The organism is Belnapia sp. F-4-1 (assembly GCF_000802185.1).
In the GTDB taxonomy this organism is placed as follows: domain Bacteria; phylum Pseudomonadota; class Alphaproteobacteria; order Acetobacterales; family Acetobacteraceae; genus Belnapia.
Map to the genome: position 1 here is coordinate 1,716,540 of NZ_KN676113.1, position 15,515 is coordinate 1,732,054.

Sequence of the window (15,515 nt, forward strand, 5' to 3'; positions counted from 1 at the left end):
GCGACTTACGCGCGGTTGACAGCGCCATCCATGAGGCTTCTGAGATGATAAACCATCTCCTGCGCCTCGCGCGGCGAGAGGCTGTCCAGGTCGAGGGCGGCGAGCGCCGCCAGCACCGGATGGTCCGGTGCAGGGCCGGCGGGGCGGGCGAAGAGCGGCATCTCCTCGGCCAGCGGATCGAGGCCGCGCGCGCGCTCCTCCAGCGAGGCCAGCACCTGGCCGGCGCGGGCGAGCACGGCGCGCGGCACGCCGGCGAGCTTCGCCACGTGCAGGCCCCAGCTTCGCTCCGCCGTGCCGGGTGCGACGCTATGCAGGAAGACAACCTCGCCCCGCCATTCGCGCACGCGCATCGTCGCCAGTTGCAACTCCGGCAGCTTGCCGGCCAGCGCCGTCAGCTCGTGGAAGTGGGTGGCGAAGATGGTGCGGCAGCGGGTGCGGTCGTGCAGCGCCTCCAGCACCGCCCAGGCGATGGCGAGCCCGTCCCAGGTCGCCGTGCCGCGCCCGACCTCGTCGAGCACGACGAGGGAGCGCGGCCCGGCGAGGTTCAGGATCACCGCCGTCTCCGCCATTTCCACCATGAAGGTGGAGCGCCCGCCGGCCAGGTCGTCCGAGGCGCCGACGCGGGAGAAGAGCCGGTCCGTCAGCCCGATCCGCGCGCTCTCGGCCGGGATGAAGAGCCCGGCCTGGGCGAGCACGACGAAGAGTGCGTTCTGCCTGAGGAAGGTGGACTTGCCCGCCATGTTCGGCCCGGTCAGCAGGCAGATGCGGCCGCCGGCCGATAGGTCGCAGTCATTGGGGACGAAGGCGCCGCTGCGGCTGCGCGCCAGCGCCGCGGCGACGACGGGGTGCCGCCCGCCGGCGATGGCGAAGTCCGGCCGCTCGGTGACCTCCGGCCGGCACCAGCCGCCATCGGCGGCGAGTTCGGCGCTGGCGGCCTGGATGTCGATCTCGGCCAGCGCCTCGGCGGCGCGGGTGAGGCCGGCGGCGGATTTGAGGCACAAGGCGCGGAGATGACGGGTGATGAGCCGCTCGCGCCGCGAAGCCTCGTCCGCCGCTTCCGACAGGCGACGGTCGAGCCCGGCCAGCGCCGCGCAGGTGAAGCGCACGCCATTCGCCATGGTCTGCCGATGGATCGGCGCGAAGTCGCCGCTGGCCTTGGGCGGCGGGTCGCGCAGCAGCTTCTCCCCGGCGGCGGCGGGCAACTCGGCGAGGTAGCCGAATTGCTGGTGGTGGCGGATCTTCAGCGCGGCGACGCCCCAGGCCTGGCAGAGGTCGAGCTGCAGGGCGGCGATGGCGCCGCGCGCATCGTCGCGCAGCCGGCGCAGCGCATCGAGCTGCCCGTCATAGCCGGGAGCGACGATGCCGGCATCGTCGAGCCGCGCCGGCAGGCTCTCGGCGAGCGCCCGGGCGAGTTCCGGCGCCGGGTCGGGTTCAGGCCGCAGCGCGGCGGCGGAGCGGGCGAGCAGGGCAGGGACCTCGGCGCCCGCCAGCGCCTCGGCGATGGTGGTGGCGCGCGTCAGGCCATCGCGGATCGCCGCCAGGTCGCGCGGGGCGAAGCGGTCGAGGGAGAGGCGGGCCAGCGCGCGGGCCATGTCCGGGGCGCCCTTCAGCGCCGTGCGGATGGCGCCGCGCAGCGCGGGCGCGGCGAGCAGGGCGGCGACGGCGTCGTGCCGCGCGCGGATCGGCCCGGCCTCGGCCAGCGGGCAGGCGAGGCGCGCGGCGAGCAGCCGGCTGCCGGCCGCCGTCACGCAGCGGTCGACGGCGCCGAGCAGGCAATCCCGCGCGCTGCCGCGCTCGGAACGGAGGATCTCGAGGCTGCGGCGCGTGGCCGCATCCATCTGCAGCGCGCCCTGGTTGCCGCGCGGCACGGGGCGGGAGAGATGCGCCAGCGCCTCGCTGTTTGCGCCCTTCTGCGTCGCCTTCAGGTAGTCGAGCGCCATGGCGGCGGCGGCGATCTCGGCTGGGTGGTACTCGCCGAACCCGTCCAGCGTGCCGACCCCATAGGCCTCGGCGACGCGGCGGGCGGCGTCGCGCGGCACCGGCGTCTCCACCGCGCCGGGGAGGGCGAGGGCGGCCGGGGCCAGGACCTCGGAGGGCTCCAGCCGGGCCAGCAGGGCGTGCAGGTCGGCCGGCGCCAGCGTCTCGGTCTCGAAGGCGCCGGTTGAGAGGTCGAGCCAGGCGGCGCCGAGCTTCTCTTCGCCTGGGGCGAGGGCAAGCAGCCAGGCGGGGCGGGCGGCCTCCAGCAGCGTCTCCTCGGTCACCGTGCCGGGGGTGACGAGTCGCACCACCTCGCGCCGCACCGCCGGAGCCTTGCGGCGCTTGGCCTCCTCCGGGGTTTCCATCTGCTCGCAGATGGCGACGCGGAAGCCGCGGCGGATCAGCCGGGCCAGGTAGCTCTCATGGCTATGGGCGGGCACGCCGCACATCGGGATCTTCTGGCCCTGGTGCTCGCCGCGATAGGTCAGTGCGATGTCGAGTGCTTCCGACGCCGCTTCGGCATCGGCGAAGAACAGCTCGAAGAAGTCGCCCATGCGGAAGAAGAGCAGGGCATCCGGGTGGTCCGCCTTGGCGGCGAACCATTGCGCCATGGCAGGCGAGGCGCCCTCGGCGGTCGGCGGGCGGGGGGATGGGTCCGGCAGGCTGTCCATCCCCCCTGTCTAGACCGGCGCCGGCCTCTTCGCAGCCGCAAACCCGCGGACTTCACGAAGCCGGCCGTGGCTGCAAGACTGGATCCTCACAGGGGGCAGGCGGATGCGCCGCCGCAACGGGTTCAAGGGAGAACGGCCATGGATGATGGGCACAAGGGCAGCCTGCCTCCCATTTCGCTGGCGGATGTGCGCACCGCGCGGGTGACGCCGGAGGAGGCGCTGGCGCTGCATGCCGAGGGGCGGCCTGGCAAGCTGGAGATTCGCCTGACCAAGCCGCTGATCACGGCGCGCGACCTCAGCCTGGCCTACAGCCCGGGCGTGGCGGAGCCTTGCCTGCACATCCACCGTGACCCGGCGCTGGCTTATGACTACACCTCGAAGGGCAATTTCGTCGCCGTCGTCTCCAACGGCACGGCCGTGCTCGGCCTCGGCAATCTCGGCGCGCTGGCCTCGAAGCCGGTGATGGAGGGCAAGGTCGCGCTCTTCAAGCGCTTCGCCGATGTGGACGGCATCGACCTCTGCGTCGACACCGAGGATGTGGATGCCTTCGTCGATGCCGTGAAGCATCTCGGCCCCTCCTTCGGCGGGATCAACCTCGAGGACATCAAGGCGCCCGAGTGCTTCGTCATCGAGCAGCGGCTGCGCGAGGTGATGGACATCCCCGTCTTCCACGACGACCAGCACGGCACCGCCATCGTCGCCGCCGCCGGCCTGCTGAATGCCGTCCACCTGACGGGGCGGGAGCTGCGCGACATCACCATCGTCATCAACGGCGCCGGCGCGGCGGCGATCGCCTGCGCCGAGCTGATGAAGGCGATGGGCGTCACGCCGCGCAACGTCATCCTCTGCGACACCAAGGGCGTGGTCTATCGCGGCCGCACCGAGGGGATGAACCAGTGGAAGTCGGCCCATGCGGTCGAGACCCAGGCGCGGACGCTGGCCCAGGCGATGGACGGCGCCGACTGCTTCTTTGGCCTGTCGGTCAAGGGCGCGGTGACGCCCGAGATGCTGCGCAGCATGGCGGACAAGCCGATCGTCTTCGCCATGGCGAACCCCGACCCGGAGATCACGCCGGAGGAGGCGAAGGCGGTGCGGCCGGACTGCATCATCGCCACGGGCCGCAGCGACTACCCGAACCAGGTGAACAACGTCCTCGGCTTCCCCTTCATCTTCCGCGGCGCGCTGGATGTGCGGGCGAGCACCATCAACGACGCGATGAAGGTCGCGGCCGCGCGGGCGCTGGCGATGCTGGCGCGGGAGGACGTGCCGGAGGAGGTGAACACCGCAGGCGGCGGCCCCGGCAAGTCGCTGCGCTTCGGGGCGGACTACATCATCCCCAATGCCTTCGACCCGCGGCTGATCTCGCGCGTGCCGGTCGCCGTCGCCCGCGCGGCGATGGAGAGCGGCGTGGCGCGGAAGCCGATCACCGACCTCACGCGCTATGCCCGCGCGCTGGCCGGGCGGCTCGATGCGACGGCGAATGCGATGGAGCTCATCACCGAGCAGGTGCGCGCCAATCCGCGCACCGTCGTCTTCGCCGAGGGCGAGGAGGAGAAGGTGGTGCGCGCCGCGCTCGCCTTCCACAATGCCGGCTACGGCACGCCGGTGCTGGTGGGGCGGGAGGACCGCATCGCCAATGTGCTGCGGACGCTCGGCGTGCAGCTGCCGCCGGGCATCACCATCCGCAACGCGCGGAACTCCGACAGCAACCGGCGCTACGCCGAGTTCCTCTATGCGCGGCGGCAGCGCGAGGGCTTCCTGTTCCGTGACTGTCAGCGCCTCGTCAACCAGGACCGCAACGTCTTCGCCGGCTGCATGCTGGCGCTGGGGGATGCGGATGCGGTGGTGACCGGCGTGACGCGCAGCTATGCGGTGGCGCTGGAGGGCATCTCGGCCGCCATCGACCCGGCGCCGGGGGAAGTGACCTTCGGCCTGACGCTGATGCTGGCGCGCGTCTCGGGCACGGTCTTCGTCGCCGACACCGCGATCAACGAGCGGCCGGATGCGGCGACGCTGGCCGAGATCGCGGTGCAGTCGGCGGCCGCCGCGCGGCGGCTCGGGCATGAGCCGCGCGTCGCCTTCCTTTCCTTCTCGACCTTCGGCGACCCCAAGGGCCATATCCCGGGGAGCCTCCGCGAGGCGGTGCGGCTGCTCGACGAGCGGAAGGTCGACTTCGAGTATGACGGCGAGATGGCCGCCGACGTGGCGTTGGACCCGGTGCTGCGGGCGCATCTCTATCCCTTCTGCCGCCTGACGGGGCCGGCCAATGTGCTGGTGATGCCGGGGCTGCACGCCGCGCACATCCTCACCAAGGCCGTTCCCCGCCTGACCAGCGCCACGACCATCGGCCCCCTGCTGATGGGCATGTCGCGCCCGGTGCAGATCGTGCCGATGGATGCGAGCGTGACCCAGCTGCTCGACATGGCCTGCCTCGCCGCCCATGCCGCGATCGGCCGGTGAGGCTCTTCACCATCGGCTATGAGGAGACGGTGCCGACGCGGCTGATCGAGGCGCTGCGCGGCGCCGGCGTCACCACCCTGGTCGATGTGCGGGCGCTGGCGAACAGCCGGAAGCCGGGCTTCGCCAAGACGGCGCTCTCCGCGGCGCTGGCCGAGGCCGGCATCGGCTACCGGCATGTGAAGGCGCTCGGCACCCCGGCCGAAGGGCGGGCGGCGGTGCGCGCCGGGCGACCGGGGGAGATGCGGCGGATCTTCGGCGCGCATCTGGCAGGCGTGGAGGCGCAGGCGGCGCTGGGAGCGCTCACGGAGCAAGCGCGGCGCGAAACGGTCTGCCTGCTATGCCTGGAAGCGGATCCGTCGCAGTGTCATCGGACCTTGGTAGCGGAAGCGGTCACCGCCACATCCGGGGTCGCTGTTACGCATCTCCACCCGGCCTGAGGAAGGACCCTCCATCAATGTCGCTCTGCCTCGTCCTGCATGACCTCGGCGCCGCCCCAGCCTCGGCCGAGAAGGTGTTCTTCGAGGCGATCTTCGAGATCGCGCCGGAGCACTGGCCGATCACGCCGCGGGCGGTGCTGGTCGCCACCGGCGTCTCCCCCGCCTATCTCCGCGACCACCTGCTGCGGGCGCTGAAGAAGGAGGATGCGCCGGATGTCGTGCTGACCATCACCCGCGTCCCGGCGGATGCGGCCTGGCACAACCTTTCGCAGGAAGGCGAGGCTTGGCTGCGCGACATGCTGGACGAGTAGGGAGGTCCCGCCTACGCCCGCCCCCGCATGTATCGCCGCTCCGGCCGGTAGGTGAGCCAATGACGGAGGCGGGTGAACAAGGTCTGGAACATGACCGATGATCCGGCGGGCTTGTGTTCAGCGAGGGGCGATGGGGTTCACCTATCGTAAGGAAACGGGTCCATCGCTGAAGCCACAATCACAGAAATGTGTTTCGCGTTCCTTTCCTGAGCCGCATCTGTGACATTCCGAGACGGCTGCGAGACGAAAATCAGCCGGACGCGGCAGCGATCCGGGTCGCCAGGCGCGCGGCCACCTCCACCTTCGCCATCTCCGGCCAGTCCTCGACGCCAGAATCGGTGACGAGGTGGATGCGGTTGGCATCGCCGCCCATCACCTCGCCAGAGACGTCGTTGGCGAGAATCCAATCGCAGCCCTTCCGCGCGCGCTTGGCGATGGCGTGCTCCACCACATGCTCGGTCTCGGCGGCGAAGCCGATGACGAGGCCGGGCCGCCGGGCATGGCGGGAGATGGTGGCCAAGATGTCGGGATTCAGCGCCATGCTGAGGGAAGGGGCCTCGGCCCCGGGTTCCTTTTTCAGCTTCTGCGTCGCCTCCCGCGCCACGCGCCAGTCGGCGACGGCGGCGGCCATGACGGCGACATCGGCGGGCAAGGCGGCCTCGCAGGCGGCGAGCATCTCGCGGGCGGTCTCCACATGCACCGTCGTGACGCCGGGCGGGTCGGGCAGCGTCACCGGCCCGGCGACGAGGGTGACACGGGCGCCGAGCCTGGCCAGTGCCGCCGCGATCGCATGGCCCTGCTTGCCGCTGCTGCGGTTGGCGATGTAGCGGACCGGGTCGATCGGCTCATGCGTCGGGCCGGAGGTGACGAGGGCGTAGCGGCCGGCGAGCGGCCCGGCCTCCGGGGCGAAGATCGCCTCGATGGCGGCGTGGATCTCGGCCGGCTCGGCGAGGCGGCCGGGGCCGCTCTCGGGCTCGGCCATGGCGCCCACGCCGGGGCCGACGACGCGGACGCCACGGCCCGTCAGCGCCGCCATGTTGGCGCGGGTCGCCGGATGCTCCCACATCGCCGTGTTCATGGCCGGTGCCACCAGCACTGGGGCGCGGGTCGCCAGCAGGATGGTGCCCGCCAGGTCGTCGGCCAGGCCCTGCGCCATCGTCGCCAGCATGTTGGCCGAGGCGGGGGCGACGACGACGAGGTCGGGCCAGCGGGCGAGGCGGATATGGCCGATCTCCGCCTCCGCCGCCCAAAGGTCGTCATGCACGCGCTGCCCGGTGATGCCGGCCAGCGCCTCCTTGGTGACGAAGCGTGCGCCGCCTGCCGTCAACACGCCGGTGACGGCGGCGCCCGCCTTGCGCAGCAGCCGCGTCAGCTCCAGCACCTTGTAGGCGCTGATGCTGCCCGAGACGATCAGCAGGATGCGGCGGTCGGCGAGGCGCATCGTCGGCGGCACCTATCGAAATCGGCCTCTGCCAGGGTGTCCTCCCGCGGCTTTGCCGCGGAAGGCTGTGCGAGGCCTTCGAAATTGAGCGAAATCGGGGTCCCCGCAACGCCGCGCAGCGGTGCGGTGGGGAGAATCAGACAGGACGCTCGCCCTTCACCGTGACGCGGTTGCCGTAGCGGCGATGCGGCCAGTAGTCCCACATCGCCCGGTGCTGGGCGCAGCGGTTGTCCCAGAAGGCGACGGAGTTGGGCTGCCAGCGGAAGCGGCATTGGAAGAGCGGGTTCTCCATGTGCTCGTAGAGATAGCGCAGGATGCCCTCGCTCTCGTCGCGCGGGATGCCGAGGATGCGGGCGGTGAAGCCGCGGTTCACGTAGAGCGCCTTCTTCCCCGTCACCGGATGGGTGCGGATGACCGGGTGCTCCGCCCGCGGGTAGCTGGCCTTGTCGGCCACGCCGTCCTTGGCGAACATGCCGCGGTAGACCGGCTCGCCGTCATGCAGGGCGGTGAGGCCCTCGAGATAGGCCTTCATCCGGTCCGACAACGCGTCATAGGCGGCATACATGCTGGCGAAGAGCGTGTCGCCGCCATTGGGCGGGCATTCCTTGATGTAGAGGATGGAGCCCAGCGGCGGCTCCTCGTCGCAGGAAACGTCGGAATGCCAGCCCTCGCCATTGGCGCGGACGGAATTGGCATCGGCCTTGATGACCATCAGCTCCGGGTGACCCGGCTCGTGCGGCGCGGCGGGGTGGAGATGGAGCGGGCCGAATTGCCGGCCGAAATCGAGGTGCTGCTCCTGCGTCATCCGCTGGTCGCGGAAGAAGATGACGAGGTGTTCCGCAAGCGCCCGCTTGATCTCCTCCATCTGCCGCGCGGCGATGGGCTGGCCAAGATCGACGCCCTCGATCTCGGCGCCGATCACGGGCGTCAACCGGTCGAGGCGGATGGTCTCATAGGGCTCGCCCGCATTGCTGAGATGGCGGATGCGGGGGCCGTCCAGGGCGTTGAGGGACATTGTTCTCGTTCCTTGGCGGGCCGTGTGGCCGGGGAGGCTAGCCCCCCGCGCTGCCGCCCGCCAAGTCCCGGCTATTCCTTGGCCGCCGCCTGACGGATCGCGGCGGCCAGCGCCTCCGGCTGGAAGGGTTTCGCCAGGAAGATCTCCCGCCGCTGCATCCGGTCGCGCATCTCCTCCGATGGCGCGCCGCTGATCAGGATGACGCCGACTTCCGGGTGCCTGGCCCGCGCCACGTCGGCCAGGTCGAAGCCGCTCAGCCCGCCGCCGAGGCGGATATCGGTCACCAGTACATCCGGCACCTGGCCGGCCCCCAGCAGGATCAGCGCGTCCTCGGCATTGGCGAGGCCCTGCACGTCGATACCGTCCTCGGCCAACCGGTCGGAAAGTACCATACGCAACAGCGCATCATCCTCGATCAGCAGAACCCGCATCGCCTCCGTCCTGTACAATAGTCCAGCCGCATGACAACGGTTGGGCGGCCCCGGGGATCAGCCAGGTCAAAACGGGCCGGTTCATTCCATCCGCCCAGAGCATCCATGGCGCTCCGGCGGCGTTTCGTCCTGTCACGAAAAGGAGGGTGGATGACGGCGGGTAAGGCTTGGCTCGGGGCGTCGCTCGCCGCGCTGGCGGGGGCGGCGGTGATGCTGGCGGTTTTCGGCCTCGGCCCGCTCAATCCGCACAACCAGGGTTGGCTGCTGGCCGGGCCGCTGGGGCCGGACCCGGTGCAGCTCTGGCTCGGCTGGAGCTACTTCCGCGCGGCGCCCTGGCTGCTGCCGCCGGGTGCCAATCCGGATTACGGGATGGAGCTCGGCACGGCGATCTACTTCGCCGATGCCATCCCGCTGCTCGCCCTGGTGCTGAAGGCGCTGCGGGGGGTGGTGGAGGTGCCGCAATATGTCGGTCCCTGGCTGCTGGCCTGCGGGATCCTGCAAGGGCTGCTCGGCTGGCGGCTGGTCGGGCTTGCCACGCGGAACATGCTGGCGCGGGTCTGCGGCGCGGGGCTGCTGGCCCTGCAGCCGATGCTGATCAACCGGATGGCGGGGCATACGCCACTCGCCGGGCAATGGCTGCTGCTCGCGGCGCTGCTGCTGGCGCTGGGGCGAGGGCAGGGGGCGTGGCACGCCCTGCGCTGGGCGGTGCTGCTGGCGGTGACGGCGCTGATCCACTCCTACCTGCTCGCCATGGCGATGCCGCTCTGGGCGGCGGATTGGCTGCGGCGGGCTTGGCTGGCGCGCGGCCGGGTGCTGGTCGCCGAGGCGGTGGGCGTGCCGCTGGCGGTGGCGGGGGCGCTCTGGACGGGCGGCTTCTTCCTGCTGCGCGGCGGCTACGATACCGGGCCGGGAAGCGGAGCCGGTGGCTACGGCACCTGGAATTTCGACCTCCTTGCCTATGCCGATGGCGGGCTCTGGTCCGGCCTGCTGCCCGACCTGCCCGATCCTGGCCATTGGGAAGCGGGGAGCAGCTATCTCGGCCTCGGTGGGCTGCTGCTGCTGCTGGCGGGGCTGGCGGCGCTGCTGCGCCGGCCGGTGGGCCTGCCGCGCCGGCTATGGCCGCTGGCAGCGGCGCTGCTCGCGCTGCTCGCCTTCGCCATCACCCCCCATGTGACGGTGGGAGGCAGAGGAGGGGTGCTCTTCGCCCTGCCGGACCGGGCGATGGCGGTCGCCGGCATGCTGCGCAATGCGGAGCGGATGGTCTGGCCGCTCTCCTATGCGCTGATGCTCGGCGCCATCGCCCTGGTGACGCGGGCCTGGGGCGGCCGGCGCACGGGCTGGCTGCTGCTCGGCCTGCTGGCGCTGCAATGGGTGGATCTGCAGCCGGGCCTGGAGCGGCGGCATTCCTTCGCCACCGGGGCGCCGGCAGGGGTCCCGCAGCGGCTCTTCGACCCCTTCTGGGCCGAGGCGGCGGGCACCTATGCGCAGGTGCGGGCGGTGCCGGCCACCAATATGGGCGAGGGCTGGGAGTCCATCGCCCGCTTCGCCGCGCAGGCGGGATTGCCGACGGATTCCGTCTACATGGCCCGGGTGGACGAGGGCCGGGCCGCGGCGCTGCGGGCCAGGATGGCGGAGATCCTCCGCTCCGGCGCCTATGAGCCCGGCACGCTCTACATCCTCCGCGATGCGGAGAGCCTGGCGCTGGCCGAGGCCTCGCATGACCCGGCGCGGGATGCGATCCTCACCGCGGATGGCTATCGGGTGCTGGCGCCCGGCTGGCGGGCGAGGCCGCTCGCGCGCCGCTGACCTACGGGGGGACGAGCGATGGATGTGAAGGGGATTGCGGCCGTGGTGACCGGCGGCGGCTCCGGCCTCGGCGCGGCGACGGCCGAGGCGCTGGCCGCGGCCGGTGCCCGCGTCGTGGTGATGGACCTGAAGCAGGAGGCGGCGGAGGCGGTCGCCGCCCGCATCGGCGGGGTGGCCGCGGCCGGCGACGTCGCCGACGAGGCGGCGGTGGGGGCGGCGGTGGAGGCCGCTGCGGCACTCGGGCCGCTGCGCCTTGCCGTGAGCTGCGCGGGCATCGCCCCGGCGGCGCGCGTGTCCGGGCGGCAGGGGCCGCATCCGCTCGGCCTGTTCGAGCAGGTGGTGCGGGTGAACCTCACCGGCACCTTCAACCTGCTGCGCCTGGCCTCGGCGCGGATGGCCTCGCTGGAGCCGCTGCCGACGGGGGAGCGCGGCCTCATCGTCAACACCGCCTCGATCGCCGCCTATGAAGGGCAGATCGGCCAGTGCGCCTATGCGGCGAGCAAGGCGGGTGTCGTCGGCCTCACCCTGCCGGCGGCGCGGGAGCTGGCGCGCTTCGGCATTCGGGTAATGACCATCGCGCCGGGGCTGATCGAGACGCCGATGCTGGCGGGCATGCCGGAGGAGGCGCGGGAGGCGCTGGGCCGCCTGCCACTCTTCCCCAACCGGCTGGGCCGGCCGGAGGAGGTGGCGGCGCTGGTTCTCGCCATCGTCGCCAACCCGCTGCTGAACGGCGAGACGATCCGGCTGGACGGGGCGCTGCGGCTGACCCCGTCATAGTCAGCCGCCTCGGATCAAGCCCTGGCGCTGTAGGCCGGGGCGGGGATGTGCTGGAGCGGCGGCAGGGTCGAGCCTGGGCGGCGCCAAGCCGGCGCTTCGGCATTGTCGCGCCATTGCGGGGTGCCGAAGCTGTTCTCGGCGCAACCCGGCAAGGCGGCGGCCAGCAGAAAGGCCAGGACCCAATAGCGCATGGCAGCATCCCTGTCAGAGCATTGCAGCTACCCTGACATACCAGCGTGCCACCTGTCCCTCCCGATTCGTCGCACGAACTTTTTTCCCGGCCGTAACGCACGGCAGGCGGAACCGAATCGGCCGCGCTGCGTAGGGACGCCGCTTCATGGCCGAAGGAGGACCCGATGCGCCAAGCCGTCCTGTTGATCCTAGCCGCCGTCAGCCTTGCCGGCTGCCTCAGCTTCAGCAGCAGCAACCCGAACCCGCCGCCGGCCGGCGCGGTGGTCGTGCCCAGCCGCTACTAGGGCGGCTTCCGTTCGCACCGGCCTAGGGACCTCGCCTTAGCCCGTCGTCCGGCTGGGGCACATTACTCCGCCCGTGCGATGCCATCCGACCGGAGCCCGCCCCTGGCATCTCGGCCGCCTGGCGGGCCCAGGCCATGGCCTGCCCGGCGAAGGCCACGCCGGTGGGATCGACCGGCAGGCCTGCCGCGGCCAGGGCATCGATGGTCCAGGTGTTGCAGGTATAGCCGACCGAATAGATGATCGGTGACGCCAGGAAGACGCTGCCGGGGTAGGGGCCCTCCGCCAGGGCCTGCCACCGGCCACCGGGCAGTCGTCTCCAGCCCTGGTCGAGACTGCCTGCCAAGTATTCCTGCAAGCGATTCATCTGTCCTGCGGTGAGGGGGAGGCGGACGACATGCTCGGGTCCGAAGGCCACTTCCGGTGGGGTGGCGAGGGCGGTGAGGAGGATGGCCCCGGGCCCCGGCAGCAGGGCCCGCAGCAGCGCGAGCGGCGAGCGGTCCCGGTCGAGCAGCCAGCGCCGGTCGCCGAAGCCGAAGACCATCGTCGTCATGCCCGGAAAGTCCGCCGCCAGTGTTGCCAGGGCCGGGTGCAGCGGCGTCGGGCCGACCGGCAGGGCGATGTCGGTGTGCCAGTCACGCTCGACGACGGCGATGCCGGCGATGTGCGGGCCCGGATCGGGCGGCGGCAGCGCGGCGCAGCCGACGAGCGGAAGGCCCAGCAGCACGGCGCGCCGGCCGATGCCGCCTGACCCCGCCCCGGCGGCGCGCAGGCCGGCGCAGCCGACCGACCTCATCTGGTGCCTGCCGCTGCTGTTCGCCGTCATCCTGTCCGCCGTGGCGACCATGCCTTACTGGTCGGCCGATGGCGCAACCCGGGGCGTCGGCTGGTACTGTGCGGCCATGCTGCTGGCAAGCTTCGGCCTCGTCGGCACGGCGATGGTCATGGCGCGGCGGATGCGCCAGCTCGACGCGCAGCTGAAGGCCGGCTCGGCCGCGCTGGCAACAAGCGAGGCGCAGCTGCGCCGGGCACAGCGCATCGGCCGGGTCGGCGGCTTCGAGATCGACCTGCGCTCCGACGTCAACCTCCGCTCCGGCGAGTACATGACCCTCCAGGGACTGCCCGGCGAGGCGCGGATCGAGCGCCACGCGGATTGGGTGGCACGGCTGCATCCCGAAGACCGGGAGCGGGCGGAGCGGCGCTTCCTCGAAGCCGTGGCCGATGGGACCGGCATCACCGACTACGCGCAGGAATACCGCATCCACGCCCCGGACGGCACGTTACGCTGGATCGCCGCCCGCGCCGAGATCGAGCGCGATGCCGCAGGCCGTGCGCTGCGCATGATCGGCGCGCATGTCGACGTCACCGCGTTGAAGCAGGCCGAGGCGGCGCGGCGGGCGAGCGAGGAGCGGCTGCACCTGGCGCAGGGGGCGGCAGGAATCGGCCTTTGGGAGCGGGACCTGGTGACGGGCGAGGCCATCTGGTCCGCCGAGCAGTACCGGCTGACCGGCTTCGACCCGGCGGCCGGGCCACCGGGCCGCGAAGCCTTCGAGGCGCGCATCCTGGCCGAGGACCGGCTGCACGCGATCGCGCCGTCCAGCGCGCCGGATGGCGGCTTCCGCCGGGAGTTCCGCATCCGCCATGCGGGCGACGGCAGCACCCGCAGCATCCTGGCCCTCGGCCGGGTGTTCCGCGATGCGGCGGGGCGGCCGGTGCGGCTGATCGGCGTCAATCTCGACATCACCGACCGGGTCCGCGCCGAGGAGCGCCAGGCGCTGCTGACGCGGGAGCTGGACCATCGGGCGAAGAATGCCCTCGCCGTGGTGCAGGCGGCGCTGCGGCTGACGGCGCGGGAGGATCCGGAGGCCTTCGCCCGCAGCGTCGAGGGCCGTGTCGCCGCGCTGACGCGGGCGCATACGCTGCTGGCCGAGGGCGGCTGGACCGGGGCCGAGCTGCGCGTCCTGCTGCAGGGCGAGCTGGCGCCTTTCCTCGCGGGACCGGAGCAGATGCAGCTGGAGGGCCCGCCGGTGACGCTGGCGCCGGTGGCGGCGCAGCCCATCGCCATGGCGGTGCACGAGCTGGCGACGAATGCGATGAAATACGGCGCGCTCTCCACCGCTGCCGGCCGGGTGCGGCTGGGCTGGGGCGAGGAGGGTGGTTGGCTGACCATCGACTGGGCGGAGGAGGGCGGGCCCGCCCCGGCCGGCACCCCGGCGCGGCGCGGCTTCGGCACGCGGGTGATCGAGGCGACGCTCGCCGGGCAGCTGGGCGGCGCGGTGGAGCGGGACTGGCCGCCGGGCGGGATGCGATGCCGCATCCGCCTGCCGGTCGCCCGGGTCATCGCCCGGTCGCGCCCGGCGGCGGAAGCGCCGCAACTGACCTTCGAAGGGCTGGAGGATTGATCCGCGGGGCTACCGGGCGGCGCTGACCCGCCAGATGCGGTTGCCGACGTCATCGGCCACCAGCAGCCGGCCCTGGCGGTCGATGGCGACGCCGACCGGGCGGCCGAGCGCATGCCCCTCGGCGTCGAGGAAGCCGGTCAGCACGTCGACCGGCGGCCCGTTCGGCTTGCCGCCCGCGAAGGGCACGAAGACCACCTTGTAGCCGCTCGGCGGCCGGCGGTTCCAGGAGCCGTGCTGGCCGATGAAGGCGCCTTCGCGAAAGGGCGGCGGCAGGCGGCTACCGGTGGCGAAGGCGAGGCCGAGCGAGGCGGTGTGCGGCCCGAGGGCGTAGTCCGGCACGATGGCGCGGGCCACGAGGTCCGGCCGCGGCGGCTGCACCCGCGCATCCACATGCTGGCCGTAATAGCTGTAGGGCCAGCCATAGAAGCCGCCCTCCTGCACCGAGGTCATGTAGTCCGGCACCAGGTCGCTGCCGATCTCGTCCCGCTCGTTGACCGCGGTCCAGAGGCGCCCCGTCTCCGGCTCCCAGGCCATGCCGACCGGGTTGCGAAGGCCGGAGGCGAAGACGCGGCGCCTGCCGGTGCGGATGTCGATCTCGAGGATGGCGGCGCGGTCCGTCTCCGCCTCCAGGCCGCGCTCGGCGACGTTGCTGTTGGAGCCGATGCTGGCATAGAGCTTCGTGCCATCGGCGCTGGCGACGATGTTCTTGGTCCAATGGTGATTGATCGGCCCGCCGGGGAGCGGGGCCAGCACCTCGCCCGGCGTGGCGATGCGCGTCTCGCCCGTGCGGTAGGGAAAGCGCACCACCGCATCGGCATTGGCGACGAAAAGATCCTCGCCCACCAGCGCCATGCCGAAGGGCGAGGTCAGCCCCTCCAGGAAGGCCGTGCGCGTCTCCGCCACGCCGTCGCCATCGGCATCGCGCAGCAGGGTGATGCGGTTGGCGCTCGGCACCCCGGCGCCGGCGCGCGCCATCACCTGGCGCATGACCCAGCCGCGGATGCCGCCGCTATCCTCCGGCTTGGGCGGGGCATTGGTTTCGGCGACCAGCACGTCGCCGTTCGGCAGGAGGTAGAGCCAGCGCGGATGGTCGAGCCCGGCGGCGAAGGGCTGGACGCGCAGGCCCTCGGCCGGCGTCGGCGCGGCGCCCTCGGGCCAGCCGCGGGCGGGGGCGATGTTGACGGTCGGGATCCAGCTCGACCGCGGTGCGGGCAATTGCGGATCAGGGCCCGTGCCTGCGCCGACCGGCAGGCTCGCCTCCTCGCCGCAGCCGGCGAGGGCAAGGAAAAGAAGGGCGAGAAACTGTGAGCGCAT

Annotated in this window: 13 protein-coding genes; 6 read left to right on the forward strand and 7 right to left on the reverse strand. The window is 72.2% G+C overall.

The genetic code is table 11. The features are described from left to right. Positions 1–5: 5 nt before the first annotated feature. Entirely contained in the window at positions 6–2,648 is a 2,643-nt protein-coding gene (gene mutS, locus LH62_RS08330; RefSeq protein WP_043360561.1) for a DNA mismatch repair protein MutS, read from the reverse strand. 138 nt (positions 2,649–2,786) lie between these two features. On the opposite strand from mutS, the gene LH62_RS08335 reads away from it, so the two are divergent. Genes LH62_RS08335 through LH62_RS08345 form a run of 3 tightly spaced genes read left to right on the forward strand, consistent with a single transcriptional unit; the run spans position 2,787 to position 5,856 of the window. Then, entirely contained in the window at positions 2,787–5,108 is a 2,322-nt protein-coding gene (locus LH62_RS08335) for an NADP-dependent malic enzyme (RefSeq protein WP_201445447.1), read from the forward strand. Further along, a complete protein-coding gene (locus tag LH62_RS08340) occupies positions 5,105–5,545 on the forward strand; it encodes a DUF488 family protein (protein WP_043360562.1) in 441 nt (146 codons plus the stop codon). Before LH62_RS08335 ends, LH62_RS08340 begins: the two co-directional genes overlap by 4 nt. A 17-nt stretch (positions 5,546–5,562) precedes the next feature. Then, entirely contained in the window at positions 5,563–5,856 is a 294-nt protein-coding gene (locus LH62_RS08345) for a hypothetical protein (protein ID WP_043360563.1), read from the forward strand. A 250-nt stretch (positions 5,857–6,106) separates the two neighbouring features. On the opposite strand, the gene coaBC is transcribed toward LH62_RS08345, so the two are convergent. The 3 genes from coaBC to LH62_RS08360 all read right to left on the reverse strand — a co-directional run bounded on the left by coaBC (position 6,107) and on the right by LH62_RS08360 (position 8,743). Beyond that, on the reverse strand, positions 6,107–7,297 hold the full coding sequence (coaBC, locus tag LH62_RS08350; RefSeq protein ID WP_043360564.1) for a bifunctional phosphopantothenoylcysteine decarboxylase/phosphopantothenate--cysteine ligase CoaBC: 1,191 nt from the start codon (positions 7,295–7,297) through the stop codon (positions 6,107–6,109). Between the two features lie 136 nt (positions 7,298–7,433). Continuing rightward, positions 7,434–8,312 (reverse strand): TauD/TfdA family dioxygenase, encoded by an 879-nt coding sequence (locus tag LH62_RS08355; protein ID WP_043360565.1) that lies wholly within the window; start codon positions 8,310–8,312, stop codon positions 7,434–7,436. A 71-nt stretch (positions 8,313–8,383) separates the two neighbouring features. Then, positions 8,384–8,743, reverse strand: a complete 360-nt coding sequence (locus LH62_RS08360) for a response regulator (RefSeq protein WP_043360566.1) — start codon at positions 8,741–8,743, stop codon at positions 8,384–8,386. A 150-nt stretch (positions 8,744–8,893) separates the two neighbouring features. Between LH62_RS08360 and LH62_RS08365 the strand changes: the two genes are divergently transcribed. Both LH62_RS08365 and LH62_RS08370 read left to right on the forward strand, forming a co-directional pair. Next, entirely contained in the window at positions 8,894–10,549 is a 1,656-nt protein-coding gene (locus tag LH62_RS08365; protein WP_052213962.1) for a DUF6311 domain-containing protein, read from the forward strand. 18 nt (positions 10,550–10,567) lie between these two features. Beyond that, positions 10,568–11,326, forward strand: a complete 759-nt coding sequence (locus tag LH62_RS08370) for an SDR family NAD(P)-dependent oxidoreductase (RefSeq protein WP_043360567.1) — start codon at positions 10,568–10,570, stop codon at positions 11,324–11,326. Between the two features lie 14 nt (positions 11,327–11,340). On the opposite strand, the gene LH62_RS31070 is transcribed toward LH62_RS08370, so the two are convergent. Then, the gene (locus LH62_RS31070) at positions 11,341–11,517 is read right to left on the reverse strand and encodes a hypothetical protein (RefSeq protein WP_160299802.1); all 177 of its coding nucleotides are present in this window, start codon (positions 11,515–11,517) and stop codon (positions 11,341–11,343) included. 307 nt (positions 11,518–11,824) lie between these two features. Further along, the gene (locus tag LH62_RS08375) at positions 11,825–12,595 is read right to left on the reverse strand and encodes a DUF2459 domain-containing protein (protein WP_160299803.1); all 771 of its coding nucleotides are present in this window, start codon (positions 12,593–12,595) and stop codon (positions 11,825–11,827) included. Between LH62_RS08375 and LH62_RS28180 the strand changes: the two genes are divergently transcribed. Continuing rightward, positions 12,540–14,201, forward strand: a complete 1,662-nt coding sequence (locus tag LH62_RS28180) for a sensor histidine kinase (RefSeq protein ID WP_052213966.1) — start codon at positions 12,540–12,542, stop codon at positions 14,199–14,201. The genes LH62_RS08375 and LH62_RS28180 overlap by 56 nt on opposite strands. Before the next feature lie 9 nt (positions 14,202–14,210). Here the strand turns inward: LH62_RS28180 and LH62_RS08385 are convergent, their stop codons facing one another. Continuing rightward, positions 14,211–15,515: a sorbosone dehydrogenase family protein gene (locus LH62_RS08385; RefSeq protein ID WP_043360568.1), complete on the reverse strand. Its 1,305-nt coding sequence runs from the start codon at positions 15,513–15,515 to the stop codon at positions 14,211–14,213.

What these genes read in the sequence shown, in the direction of transcription:
- LH62_RS08375 (WP_160299803.1), bottom strand. Translation starts at nt 12,595, where the DNA reads ATGAGGTCGGTCGGCTGCGCCGGCCTGCGCGCCGCCGGGGCGGGGTCA.
- LH62_RS08365 (WP_052213962.1), top strand. Translation starts at nt 8,894, where the DNA reads ATGACGGCGGGTAAGGCTTGGCTCGGGGCGTCGCTCGCCGCGCTGGCG.
- LH62_RS08355 (WP_043360565.1), bottom strand. Translation starts at nt 8,312, where the DNA reads ATGTCCCTCAACGCCCTGGACGGCCCCCGCATCCGCCATCTCAGCAAT.
- LH62_RS08385 (WP_043360568.1), bottom strand. Translation starts at nt 15,515, where the DNA reads ATGCGCTCACAGTTTCTCGCCCTTCTTTTCCTTGCCCTCGCCGGCTGC.
- LH62_RS08345 (WP_043360563.1), top strand. Translation starts at nt 5,563, where the DNA reads ATGTCGCTCTGCCTCGTCCTGCATGACCTCGGCGCCGCCCCAGCCTCG.
- LH62_RS08335 (WP_201445447.1), top strand. Translation starts at nt 2,787, where the DNA reads ATGGATGATGGGCACAAGGGCAGCCTGCCTCCCATTTCGCTGGCGGAT.
- coaBC (WP_043360564.1), bottom strand. Translation starts at nt 7,297, where the DNA reads ATGCGCCTCGCCGACCGCCGCATCCTGCTGATCGTCTCGGGCAGCATC.
- LH62_RS08370 (WP_043360567.1), top strand. Translation starts at nt 10,568, where the DNA reads ATGGATGTGAAGGGGATTGCGGCCGTGGTGACCGGCGGCGGCTCCGGC.
- LH62_RS28180 (WP_052213966.1), top strand. Translation starts at nt 12,540, where the DNA reads ATGCCGCCTGACCCCGCCCCGGCGGCGCGCAGGCCGGCGCAGCCGACC.
- LH62_RS31070 (WP_160299802.1), bottom strand. Translation starts at nt 11,517, where the DNA reads ATGCGCTATTGGGTCCTGGCCTTTCTGCTGGCCGCCGCCTTGCCGGGT.
- LH62_RS08360 (WP_043360566.1), bottom strand. Translation starts at nt 8,743, where the DNA reads ATGCGGGTTCTGCTGATCGAGGATGATGCGCTGTTGCGTATGGTACTT.
- mutS (WP_043360561.1), bottom strand. Translation starts at nt 2,648, where the DNA reads ATGGACAGCCTGCCGGACCCATCCCCCCGCCCGCCGACCGCCGAGGGC.